6 protein-coding genes and 2 pseudogenes are annotated in these 12,675 nt (G+C 71.0%); all 8 read left to right on the forward strand.

The annotated features are described in order from the left end of the window. The first annotated feature begins 414 nt into the window (after nucleotides 1–414). The 8 genes and pseudogenes from cas3 to cas6e all read left to right on the forward strand — a co-directional run bounded on the left by cas3 (nucleotide 415) and on the right by cas6e (nucleotide 12,661). Nucleotides 415–3,261 carry a CRISPR-associated helicase Cas3' gene (gene cas3, locus OIE49_RS36660; RefSeq protein WP_326806075.1) on the forward strand — a complete coding sequence of 949 codons (2,847 nt, stop codon included), beginning with the start codon at nucleotides 415–417 and terminating at the stop codon, nucleotides 3,259–3,261. A 561-nt stretch (nucleotides 3,262–3,822) separates the two neighbouring features. Further along, nucleotides 3,823–4,443: pseudogene (locus OIE49_RS36665) on the forward strand (NACHT domain-containing protein); the annotation flags it as partial. Between the two features lie 1,884 nt (nucleotides 4,444–6,327). Then, a pseudogene (locus OIE49_RS36670) lies at nucleotides 6,328–6,918 on the forward strand (sugar transferase); the annotation flags it as partial. A 757-nt stretch (nucleotides 6,919–7,675) separates the two neighbouring features. Further along, nucleotides 7,676–9,265 carry a type I-E CRISPR-associated protein Cse1/CasA gene (casA, locus tag OIE49_RS36675; RefSeq protein WP_326806076.1) on the forward strand — a complete coding sequence of 530 codons (1,590 nt, stop codon included), beginning with the start codon at nucleotides 7,676–7,678 and terminating at the stop codon, nucleotides 9,263–9,265. Between the two features lie 46 nt (nucleotides 9,266–9,311). Further along, nucleotides 9,312–9,983: a type I-E CRISPR-associated protein Cse2/CasB gene (locus OIE49_RS36680; protein ID WP_326806077.1), complete on the forward strand. Its 672-nt coding sequence runs from the start codon at nucleotides 9,312–9,314 to the stop codon at nucleotides 9,981–9,983. 1 nt (nucleotide 9,984) lies between these two features. After that, a complete protein-coding gene (gene cas7e, locus OIE49_RS36685; RefSeq protein ID WP_326806078.1) occupies nucleotides 9,985–11,166 on the forward strand; it encodes a type I-E CRISPR-associated protein Cas7/Cse4/CasC in 1,182 nt (393 codons plus the stop codon). Continuing rightward, on the forward strand, nucleotides 11,163–11,954 hold the full coding sequence (gene cas5e / locus OIE49_RS36690; protein WP_326806079.1) for a type I-E CRISPR-associated protein Cas5/CasD: 792 nt from the start codon (nucleotides 11,163–11,165) through the stop codon (nucleotides 11,952–11,954). The genes cas7e and cas5e overlap by 4 nt, the downstream gene beginning before the upstream one ends. Continuing rightward, nucleotides 11,951–12,661, forward strand: a complete 711-nt coding sequence (gene cas6e / locus OIE49_RS36695; protein ID WP_326806080.1) for a type I-E CRISPR-associated protein Cas6/Cse3/CasE — start codon at nucleotides 11,951–11,953, stop codon at nucleotides 12,659–12,661. Before cas5e ends, cas6e begins: the two co-directional genes overlap by 4 nt. Nucleotides 12,662–12,675 lie beyond the last annotated feature (14 nt).

Genomic DNA, 12,675 nt, shown 5'->3' on the forward strand with positions numbered 1-12,675 from the left:
TCCCGTGGATTCACTGCGACCATGTCCACCAGCCTGACAGACCCCCGCGCGCATGGGGAAGGCGAAGGCCAAGGGGCTGACAGAGTCGATGACGCGGTGAAGACCAGAGGTAGCGGAAATATCCGAAGGCCTCCCCGGACAGACCCCCACGTGCATAGGGAAAACAGGTGCATCCGGTCGGTGCTGTAGAGCTCGCGCGACAGCCCCCCACGTGCGTGGGGAAGTAAAGTCCCGGAGCGGCCCGTGATGACCAGCAGAGACGGACCCTCGCAAGGCGAGGAAACCAGCGGACCCGAGCACAGGCTACAGCAGCCGACGCCGGGCACCTCCGCTGCGCAAGATGATCCGCATGCGGCATGCTGGGCGGCAACACCCGTGATTGCGAGGTGAGTTGACGTAGGGCGGGAGCGGTTGGTGGGAGTGCGGGAGGACGCCCGGCGCGGTGGGATCGATCTGACGCCGTGGGGCAAGTTCGACCGCGGGCAGCGGGTGGTGTATTCGCTGCTGTTCCATCTGCTGGATGTTGCGGCGGTCGCCGGGGTGGTCTGGGACCGGTACCTGACCCGCGGCCAGCGCCGGCTGATCGCTTCCGGACTGGGAGTGACCCTGGCCGAGGCGCGCTGCCTGGTGATGTTCTTCGCCGGTCTGCACGATCTGGGCAAGCTGTCCGCTTTCCAGGAGCAGGAGGCGCATGCCTGGGCCCGAATCAGCGACGCCCTGCGGTCGGACACCCGGAACTGGCGGAGCATGCCGCACGAACGGGCGTCCATGCACAGCGTGCTGCACCTGCTGGCAGAGGCAGGCTACCCGGTGGACACGTCCGACAGCCCTGGTGTGCTGGTGGCACAGATCCTGGGCGGGCACCACGGCCGGTTCCTGCAGGTCGACATCGACGGCGCGGCCAAGACCGCCCGCGTCAACCTCACACTGGGCGGACCGGCCTGGCAGGACCTGCGCCGCCGCTATTTCGCTCTGGTGCGCCAGCTGACCGGCGCCACCGCAGTGCCCACGGACGTGACGGTGCAGGCGGCTGTGCTGATCACCGGAGTCGGCATCATCGCGGACCGGCTGGCCAGCCAGGGGCATTACTGGCTGCCCAAGGCCCAGGCGCCCGCCTTCGGCGCCGGCGAACACTACGCGCAGGCCCTCCGGGACGCCCCCGCTCTGTTCGAGGAGTCCGGGCTGGACCGCGTCGTCCTGCCGGCAACACCCTTCACACAGGCCCACGGCGGCCTGGACAAACCCAACGACCTGCAGGCCTCGGTGATGGGGCAACTCGAGACTGCGGTGGGGGAGAGGGGGCCCGGCATCCTTGTGGTCACCGACGCCACCGGCGGCGGGAAGACCGTCGCCGCGCTGGAAGCCGCGCGGATCTTCAATGCCACCGGCGACACGGCCGGCATCCTGTGGCTGCTGCCGACCACGGCCACCACGGACGCCGCCTACGACGTCCTCGAGGCCTACGTAGCGGCCCACCGGCCCGAGCACGCCCCTGTCTCCCTGGTCCACAGCCACTCCTACCTCAACACCGCCTACAACGATCACCGTCTCGCCGCTCATGAACCCTCGACGAGTGATGCCTACTGGCCCGGCGGTGACGACGGCGACGAGCCGGTGGCGGGGGAGCGGCCCGAGGAACGGGTGACGGTCCCGGACGGCTGGCTGCGCGGCTGGGACAGGGCACTGCTGGCGCAGTTCACCGTCGCCACCCACGACCAGGCCCTCATGGCCGCTCTGCCGGTCCGCTTCAGTGCCCTGCGCATGCTGGCCCTCTCCGGGCGGACCGTCATCGTCGACGAGGTCCACGCCCTGCCCCCGTTCATGCGGCGGATGCTGTCCCGGCTGCTCAACTGGCTGGGCGCGCTCAGCTGCCCGGTGGTGCTGCTGTCCGCGACGCTGCCCGCCGGCACCGCCGACGAACTCGTGCGCAGCTACCTCGACGGTGCCGGCCACCCCCATGCCGCAACAGCACACCTGGACTGCCGGCCCTCCTACCCCGGCTGGCTCTACGCCGCGGCCCGCGACGCCTCGCTCACCTGCATCGACCCTGCCGCGGCCGCCGCCCACGCCGACCGGCACCGGCGCCGCGCCGGCATCCGCCTCCACCCGGTGCGCCACCCCTCCTGTACCGACCCCGAGAACACCCCCGCCAGGGAAGAACGCCTGGACCGCATCACCCGGGAGATCGCCCCCGTCGCCCACTCCGGGGGCTGCGCGGCCGTTTACTGCGCCACCATGGCCGATGCGCAGGCCACCTACGAGCACCTGCGCGCTGCCCTCACGTGGCCGGACGGCGGCCCCGACGGGCAACTGCTCCTGCTGCACGCCCGCCTGCCCGGCCACCGGCGCGAAGCCCGCACCCGCCGCATCCGCACCGCCCTGTCCGCGCATGGTGAGCGCCCCGAGCGCCTGGTGATCGTCACCACCAGCCTTCTGGACATGAGCTTAGATATCGACGTCGACGTCATGGTCAGTGACCTGGCCCCGATGCACACCCTCCTGCAGCGCCTGGGCCGCCTGTGGCGCTTCGGCCACATGCCCAGGCCCGCCTGGCTGCCCGAACACCCCCGCCTGATCGTCCTCGAACCCACCGACCACAGCGGCCGCACCCTCCTGCCGCCCGCCTGGCGCCCCCTGGACTCCCCGTTCCTGCCGCTCGCCACCGCCACCTGCCTCACCCGCAGGCCCGAACAGTTGCTCACCCTGCCCGACGACGTGCAGGACCTGGTGGAGAGCGTGCACGGCGACGCTGGCGAACTCGCCCGCGCCGACGCCGCCCTGCGCCGCAGCCACACCCTCCACCAGGCCCGGACCCGCACCGAGGAACACCACAGCACACTGCACCTCGTCCCCGTCTGGCACGACACGCTCTCGCTGTCCGACCTGCACCGCCAAAACCTCCATCCCCGCGAGGCCGCCACCCGCCTGGGCACCATGCCCCGCCGCCTCCTGCCCGTCCACCGCACGCCAGGCGGCCGCCTCGCCCTGGACGCGGCCGGCACCCAGCCGCTGCCCGAGCAGCACAAGCCGACCACCGCACAGATCCGCACGATCCTCCAGCACACGCTGCCCGTTCCCGCCGCCTGGGTCGCCGACCGCCGTGGACACCTCCCCACCCCTGCTGCCTGGCGCACCCACGCCCTCCTCGCCGACCTCGTTCTGCTCCCGCGGTCAGCCGACGACCCCACTCGGCCGGTGCGCTTCGGCCGCCACCGCCTCTACCTCGACGACGACTTGGGGCTCGTCCACAGCGCGGACTGAGCAACCCCCCTTTCCGGCCGTCCCCGCGCCGCCGCCCGGACGTGCTCCGCATGTGCCGCTGTCGTTCAGCAGGCCGGGCGAGCCGTCCGCCGTGCCGGACTGACACCGCCGATTCGAAGCGGGCCGCTGATTTCTGCGAATGGCTGCGCCGGGGTGGTCTCGGCGGGACCATGGGCGCCATTCAGGTGGCGCGGGGGTGGGGGACGCATGGGCGGCGATTCGGCATGGCTGCGCAAGTTGTGGCAGGGGGGTCTGCTGGTCCTGGTATCGGTCGGGATTCCCGCCGCCGCCGTCGGCCGGTCCGCGCAGTTGCGGGAGCATCCCCTGCTCGCCTTCTGTCTGCTGCTGCTCTACGAGGCGGTCGTTGCCGGTGCCGCCTTCGTCGGTGCCGTGGTGCGCGACCTGCGGGAGCGGTGGGTCAAGCGTGCCGCCGACTCCCTCGACCTGTGGACCAGCCGCAGGCTGTCCCCGTACACCCGGCAACTGCTCAAGTACGTTCGGGCCAGCACCCGCTACATGGACGTGAAGGGCCTGTCGACCGCGGGGGAGTACACGCTTGAGATGCAGGACGTCCTGGTCTCGCTCTCGCTGGTGCCGACCCCGGTGCACGTGCTGACGCCTGACCCGGTGCGTCAGCACGCGGCGGACGCAGCCGGGGGTGAGCAGTCGGTGTGGTACTGGCTGCGGCGGGCCCGGCGGGAGGGGACGGTGCTGTCCGTCATCGGGCCGCCGGGTTCGGGCAAGACCACTCTGCTGCGGCACGTGGCGTTCCGTCTCGCCACGGGCGGCCGGGTGGCGCGGTCAACGGGCCTGCCGGGCATGATCCCGCTGCTGGTGAACCTCCGCGAGCATCAACGGTGGTTCGCGGAGGAGGCGGGGACGCTGCCCGACCTGTTGCGGCGCTGCCTCGCCCAACTCGAACAGCGGGAGCCGCCGTCATGGGTGGAGGCCAACCTGCGCGCCGGGAACGTGCTGCTCCTGCTGGACGGACTGGACGAGCTGCCCAACGACGCCGTGCGTATCTCCGTCGCAGGCTGGATCGAGGAACAGTCCGCGGCCTGGTCGGGGAACCAGTTTGTGCTCACCAGCCGCCCGTTCGGCTACCGCAGCCGACCGCTCGCAGGAGCGACCGTGGTGGAGGTCCAGCCTCTGTCGACCCGTCAGATCACGCTGTTCGCCGAGCAGTGGTACCGGGCCATAGCGATCCGCTCCTACGGGGCCGACAACGACTCCTCCCGGCTGGCCGCCCGGGTCGGCGCCGCGGAGCTGCTGTCGCGGTTGGACGAGAACCCGGGCCTGTACGAACTGACCGCAAACCCACTGCTGCTGACCATGGTGGCCAACGTCCACCATTACCGGGGCGCGCTGCCGGGCAGCCGCACCGAACTCTACGCGGAGATCTGCGAGGTCTTCCTCGGCAAGCGCCACGAAGCGCGGGGCGTGAGCGTCGACATGCCGGGCCGGCGCAAGCGGGCGGTGCTGCGCGCCCTCGCCCACACGATGATGTGCCGCGGGTTGGCCGAGCTGCCCGCGGCGGACGCGGTCCAGGTGATCGGGCCCGGCCTCTCGCGGGTGGCGGACGCGGTAGAGCCCGCCGACTTCCTGCGGAGCGTCGAAGGCTCATCGGGCCTTCTGGTGGAGAAAGAGCACGGCGTCTACGCCTTCGCCCACCTGACACTGCAGGAGTACCTGGCGGCCGAGCACATCCGCGAGGAGCAGCTCCAGGAACAACTGCTCGCATGGCTCGACCAGCCCTGGTGGCGCGAGACGGTCCACCTGTACTGCGCCATGTCGGACGCCACCGCGATCGTCGACGCCTGTCTGGACCGGGCGGACGACCCGGCCATGCTCGCGCTGGCCGCGCAGTGCATCGCGGAATCCCAGCAGGTCGCCGAGGCGAGCAGGGATGCGGTGGCACAGCTGATCAGCCCTGCCGACGCGCGGGGGAACCCGGCCAGCCGGCGCGTCGCCGCGCAGGCGCGGCTGCGGCTGCGGGCCGCCCAGGACATCGCGATCGGCCGGAACAGCTTCGTCGGCCTGCCCGTCACCTGGCTTGAGTACCAGTACTTCCTGGACACCCGGCCCGAGGACGGCGAGTGCCTGGTTCCCGACCACTGGGACGACCGGGTCTACCCGCCTGGCCAGGACAACGAGCCGGCCGTCGGCTTGCGATTCGAGGACGTGGCGCGGTTCTGCGAGTGGTTGACGGTACAGGCGGGCTCGGGCTCGTGGTACCGGCCGCCACGCAGCAGCGAGATCGACGCGGTGCTGGAGCGCAACGTGCCTGGATTCTCCCGGCACGCCTTCTGGACCGGCACCCGCTCGCTCCGGCAGGAGGACGGTCGCTTCTGGCCGCTGCACCGGCCGTCGTCAGCCCGGGCTCCCCGGGCCGCCTACCCGCCAGTCGCCCTGCCGGCCGACCAGCTGGCGGCTGTCCAGGCCGTGTCGGCGCGCGAGCTCGCCTCGGCCGGGGCCGGTCCGGCTCTGCTCGACCTGGCACAGAGGACCGGCGCCTCGGATACCTGCGATATCGGTGCGCTCGTCCTGGACGTGGCTCTGGCGGCAGAACTCGCGCGCGAGAGCTGGAACGTGAACACCCGCGACACGACGGCTCGGCAGCTGCGCGGGGAGCTGCCGCACCTGCTCGGCGACGTCGCGCACCGAGTCGACACCTGTTTCGACCGTCGCGGCTGGGCGGATCGGCGTACACCGCAGGCCGTCGCCCGGCGCGAAAAGTGCCGGATCGACGTGCTGCGGGCGGCACAGCTGTGCACCGAGCTGTACACCGCCGTCACGGGCAAGGACCGGCTGCCGCCGAAGCACCGGATGCCGCGCCCCACCCGCAAGGAACCGCTGCCGAGCAGATCGCCCGCCGTAGTCGTGAGTGTGCTGGCGCACGCCCTGGCGGAGATCCACCACGAGATGCTCGCCGTCGAGGTGCGGCTGCGTGGCGAGGCATTGCCCACCGAGGCCCTCGTCTACCGTCGGGGCGTGGGGAGTGACAGGCGGGATCGGGATTCCGCCCAGGTGGCGGCGCCGGGTGACGTCGGGCGGGTCTGGCCGGTGCTGAAGCCCTTGGCTGACCGGTTCGTGGCCGGTCTGCTGCTGGCCCTGTTCGCACCCCTGATGCTGGTGATCGCCTGCGCGGTGAAGGCCGACAGCCCGGGACCGGTTTTCTACCGGCAGACACGCGTCGGCCTCAACGGACGCACATTCGCGATTTTCAAGTTCCGCACCATGGTCGTCAATGCGGACCGGCTGCTGGCCGAACGCCTGGCCACGAACAGTAATGACGGCGGCCTGCTCTTCAAGATCCGGCGGGATCCGCGGATCACCCGGGTCGGTGGATTCCTGCGACGCTACAGCATGGACGAGATACCGACGCTGCTCAACGTGTTCCGGGGGGAGATGTCCGTGGTGGGCCCCCGGCCGGCACTGCCCGACGAGGTCGCGGCCTACGGCCCGGACCTGCTTCGCAGGCTGGCGGTAAAGCCCGGGGTGACGGGTCTTTGGCAGGTCTCCGGTCGGTCGGACCTGCCCTGGGAAGAAGCCGTGCGGCTGGACCTGGAGTACGTCGACCACCATTCCGCCCGGCTCGACCTAGTCATCCTCGGCCGCACACTGGGCGCGGTGGTGTCCGGGCGGGGAGCCTACTGAGCCGGAGGGCACGGCCGCGTACGCAGGGAGGCAGGAGGCGGCCCACCCCGTCCTGCTGGCAAGGCCTATTCGCCCGGCGCGATCCGTTCTCAATCTCCGTTGGCGCGGGACCCGGCTGCTGATCCCGCAGCTCGCCGTAGCCACATCAACAAGCTCATACGAAGGCGCGGCCTGGCCACCCGACAAGACAGCGACCGTCTACCTCGCCGGACTCCAGCTCGCCGCCATCGTCTGGTCAGCGGGGTGATCCGTAAGAAGCGGCCAGGCCGGCACGGAACCGGCCGGGGGAGTGCCTTCCTCAAGGTCGGCAGGGCTGCTGCCGGGCGGCGGGGCAGAACGCCAAGCATGCCGGCGGCCCGCAGACGGGGGAATTGGCTCCAGGAGCCGGGAAATGAATTAGATTCAAAAAGGGGGAAGCGGCCGGTAATTGTCCGCTGAACCATGTGGTTCGGAAGCTGCTTGTCTATAGCTAATATGGAAATGAAGAGCCGGACGGGCGTTCGAGTCCGGTATCTCGCGTCTGCCTGCCTGCTGCGCCGCGCGCACCGCACCCTTGGTGCCCCTTGTAGCAGGACCTACCCGTCGGCGTGTCCTGACCCGGCCCGCGCCATCGTGGCCTGCCCCTCCCGATTCTCCCGGTCCGTCGCGGGATCCCGCGGCGTTACGGCCGAACGCACGGCCGGTACCGGCGAAATCACCTTCCCGTATTTCCCATTCTCTTTTTTTCATCGTTTTCACACCCGGCAACGGAGCCCGTGTGCAACCCCCGCAATACGAGACCGACAAAGAACCGTGCATCCCCGTCCTGTTCCTGGACGGGCATCAGGAAGACCTGGGGTGGCGGGACGTGCTGCTGCGCGCCCACCTCATCAAGGACCTGGCGCTTCCGCTCCCGCCCGCGGCGTCCGCCGTCCTGCGGCTGCTCGTCGTGATGGCCGCACGCGTGACCTGCCTGGACGGACGAGCAGAACCCCGCATGAGCGCACGGCAGTGGGCAGCCCGCCGCCGGGAACTGTTGAAGAACCCCGGCGGGTTCGACCCCGACGCCGTTCACGCCTACTTCGACCAGTACATCTGGGATTTGTTCCACCCGGTGCGGCCGTTTCTCGGTGACCCCCGCCTGGCCAGCCAGTGCACCAAGCGGGCCGGCGTCAACAAACTGGTCTTCGGCCGCCCCGAGGGCCACAACCTTGCCTGGTTCAGCCCGCACACCGACACCGACCCTCAGCCTGTCCCCAGCGCCGAGGCCCTGTGGCACCTGCTCATCCACCACTACTACGGCGCGGCCGGACAGTGCTCCGTGCGCACCGTGGACGGCCGCTCTCTCGGAAAAGCCAAAGCCGGGCCGCTGCGCACGACGCTCTCGTTCCATCCCCTGGGCCGCACCCTGTACGAAACCCTCCTGGCGGGCATCCCCAAGCCCTCCCGGCAGTGGCCCGGCACCCCGGACTGCTGCCCGTGGGAGGAGCCCCTGCACGCCCCCGACCTCGACGGCGATCTGGACGAGGGCCCCGACCCCGATGCCGCCCCACCCCCGGTGACCTCACCGGGTCGCCTGCTCACCGGCCGCTCCCGCCACGCCGTTCTCCTGCTGCCCTCACTGGACGGACGCCATGTGGTCGACGCCTATGTGACCTGGGCCACCCAGAAGAAACTCCCCGCCCTCGACCCGTACCTCATCCATCACATCCACACGGACGAGCACGCCACCCGCCGTCACACAGCACGCCGGGCGGACGCCGACCGGGCCCTGTGGCGCGACCTGGACGCCCTGCTGCTGGCGGGCGACGAGGACGATCGCAAGGGAAAACTGGGCAAGGGCAGCAAACGCCGCTACACCGTCCAGCGTCCCGAAGCCTTCACGACCCTCAACGACCTGCCCCCCGACCTGCGTGCCGCCCTGCGGGTGCGGGTCTACGGATTCGACCAGGACGGCCAGACCGCCAACCGCACCTGGTACACGGCCCTGACCCCGCCGATCTGGCCCTGGGTCCAGGAGAACGACCCCGCCGCGGCCGAGCGCATCGCCGAATGCCGCAAGGCCGCCGAGGAGATCGGCGCGTGCCTCGATGCCGTCTCTTCGGAGGCCTGGGGCAAGGTCACCGCCGGCGCGCCCCGTCACCTGCCGCCCTGGACCCGCACCGCGCGCACCCTGTACTGGCCCCGCGCCGAGGCCACCTTCTGGAGCCTCCTGGACGGCGACCCCGCCCGCAGTGCACGTGCCGCGTTCGCCACTGACGCCATCGCCGCACTGCGCACCGCCACCCGCCCGGCGATCGCCCAGCACTTCCGCACCGGCGAAGCCGTCGCCGTCGCCGTAGCCCAGCTGCGCCTGCGCAGCCACTGACCTTTCCCCTCCACCTTCCCGTCCTCTTGCCGAAGGCTGCCGCACCATGCCCGTCACCACTGCGCAACGCCGCGCCCACTACGACGACTTCGTCCACCAGGTCATCACCCTGTGCGCGGTCAACAGCATCCGCGCCGACCTCGCCTCGAGCTTCGGACGCCCCGTCGCGGAGTGCCCGCGGATGCCCGAACACCTCACCCGGCACATCGCCGGTTTCGGAGCGCGCCGCGCCCACTACACCGTGGCCGGCCTCATCGCCCTGCACCGCGACCTGCCCCACGAAGACGACCCCTACCAACCCGAACTGCTCATCCCGGACCCCGGCAAGAACCGGGACAGCCCCGCCGTACCGGACGCCACCCGCGCCGTCTCGCCGCAGCACGTCCAGCCCCTTGCACAACCGGCCACGCCTGCGCAGCCCTGGCGCAGCCGCCCCGATCTCGGCACCCACCTCGCCATCGCCGTGGCCCGGTACGGCTTCAAAGAAGCCAGCATGACCAACCGGGTCAAGGTCCTCACCGGACTCGACACGTCACTGCTGCACCCGCAGCTGTGGGCACTGGCCGGCCACCTGCACAGCCGAGGCGCCGCCCGCTTCGACTTCGCCGTCCTCCTCGAGGACCTGGCCTGGTGGGACGACGACCGGATGAAGATCGCCGCCCGCTGGCGCGAGAACTACTTCCTCGCCCTCCACACCCTCAACCTCACGGAGCACTGACATGGCCGCCTACGCCCCCGCCCGCTACGCCGACTTCCACGCCCTGCACCCGGTCGGCGCCTCCCTCCTCAACCGAGGGCAGGACGACCTGCCCAAAACCATGGAATTCGGCGGCGTCGTCCGGCCCATGGCGTCCTCCCAGTCCTGGAAGCGGCCCGTCCGCCTGTGGCTGGAGGAAGTCCTCGACGAGCACGCTGCCCGCACCCGCAAGGTGCCCCTGAGGGTGGCCGACAGGCTGCGCGCAGCCGGCTGGCCCGACGCTCTCGCCGCTTTCGCCGGAGCCCAGATCGTGCGCTCGGCCACCCGGGAAGGACTGAAGACCGAGGAAAACCAGAACGGCATCACCTCAGCCACCCTCTACCTGCCGCGCGACGTCCTCGACGACTTCACCGCCCTGTGCACCGAACACCGCCCGCAGCTCGAAGAAGCCCTCGCGGCCCATATCGCCGAACAGGCCAAGCCCAAGGCCAGGAGGACCAAGCCGGACGCCGTCCTGCCCACCCGCACGGTCACCGCACTCATCCGCCGCCGCACCGCCACCATCAACCTCTTCGGCCGCATGCTCGCCGAGATCAGCGGCGCCCACGTGGACGGCGCCGTGCAGATGGCACACGCCTTCACCGTGCACCAAGGCGCCTCCCAGCCGGACTACTTCACGGCGGTGGACGACTGGTCGGATCACGACGAAGCCGGAAGCGCCCACCTGCAGACCGCGTTCTTCACCAGCGGCCTGTTCTACCGCTTCGCCACCGTCAACCTCACCGAACTGACCCGCAACCTGGACGGGGACCACAAGCAGGCCCTGCACCTGCTGGCCCTGTTCGCCGAGGCCTTCGCCGACGCCATGCCCGGCGCGAAGAAGACATCCACCGCCCCGCACACCTACCCGCACCTCATCCACTACGCGATCCGTGACCGCCGCTCCGTCTCCTACGCCGGCGCATTCGAAAAGCCCGTCAGGCCCGCCCACGGCGGCGGCTACACCGCCCCCGCCGTCCACGCCCTGTCCGAGCACGCCGGCCAGCTGAACCGGATGATCGGCACCCGCCGTCTCATCGGCTCCGGCTACACCGCCCTCCAAAGCGAGCCCGTCGACCACCTCGGCACCGCCCATGCCAGCCTCGACGACCTCATCGACGCGCTCGCCGAGACGGCCGCCCTGCCCTCGGCCGCGACCGTATGAACGGCATCCTGCTGCGCCTGGCCGCGCCCCTGATGTCGTTCGGGGAACACGCCGCCTTCCACTACCGCGACACCCTCCCTTTTCCCTCCCGCTCGGCCCTCATCGGCATGTTCGCTGCCGCCGACGGACGCGCCCGGGAGGAAGCCCTCGCACCCGACCCGGCCACCGGCAAAGTCCCGTACACGGACCTGGAGTTCACCGTCCGCGTCGACCGGCCCGGCACCCGCCACACCGACTTCCACACGGTCGGCGGCGGCCGCGGCCACCAGAAGGGCTTGCACACCAGCAGCGGCGCGTACCGCCCCGCGGAGAAATCCACCCTCGTCAGCGAACGCGTCTACCTCGCCGACGCCGTCTTCACCCTCGCCGTGCAAGGCCCCGACCGGCTGCTGGAACACCTCGTCCACCGGCTCGAACAGCCCGCCTTCGCCCCCTACCTGGGCCGGCGCGCCTGCGTCCCCCACGAGCCCCTCGTCCTGCGCGGCCCGCACCCCGACCCCGTCGGTGAACTCCGTTACCACGTCCCGCTCGCCCTGAGCGCCCCACCCGGCCCCGGGCACAGCACCGTGCCGGTCACCTTCGTCTGGGAACACCCGCCCTCCCACGTGCCTGCCGCGCACAGCGAACGCGAAGTCGCCGACGTCCCCAACGACTTCACTCCCACACGGCGCTTCCACAAGACCCGCCGTACCTGGCACACCACCGAAGACCTGCCCGCCGCCCTGTACGCCCCACCCCCCGCACTCACCGAACTGACCGCCTACATCCACCAGGACGCCACCCCGTGACCAGCACCCCAACCGCCGCCCTCGCCACCACAGCGACACTGACCCGCATCCGCCTCAACCGCCGTAGCCCGGCCGCCCGCCGTGACCTGGCCGACGCCGTCAGGCTGCACAAGAGCGTGATGCTCCTGGCCCCCGACGACCTCGGCGAAAACCCCCGGCAGCAGGCCGGCCTGCTCTTCCGCCTGGAAGACGCCACCGACGACACCCCACCCACCCTGCTCGTCCAGTCCCACCAGCCGCCCGACCTCACCCGCCTGCCCCACCACTACGGCACCGCCGAAACCCGACCCCTGCACCCCATGTTCCAGGCCCTGACCCCCGGCCGAGCGGTGCGCTACCGCATCACCGCCAACGCCAGCGCCGCCCGCCGCGTCCTGGACGACCACCACCCCGTCGACAACAAGCACGGCCGGAAAATCGTCGCGCTCTACGGCGACGACGCCCTCGCCTGGTGGCAGCGCCGCGCCCACCAAGCCGGCCTCACCCTGGCCACCACCGACATCACCCCCGCCCGCTTCCCCCGCGCACGCCGCCGCGCCGACAAGCCCGGCGAACAAGCCCACTCTCCCGGCCCCATGCACGCACTGACCCGCTTCGACGGCCTGGCCACCATCACCGACCCCGACCAACTCAGCCACGCCCTGCTCACCGGCATCGGCCGCGGCAAGCCCTACGGCGCCGGCCTGCTCACCCTCGCCCCCGCCTGACCCACCCGCGCCCC

Source organism: Streptomyces sp. NBC_01788, assembly GCF_035917575.1.
Classification (GTDB): Bacteria; Actinomycetota; Actinomycetes; order Streptomycetales; family Streptomycetaceae; genus Streptomyces.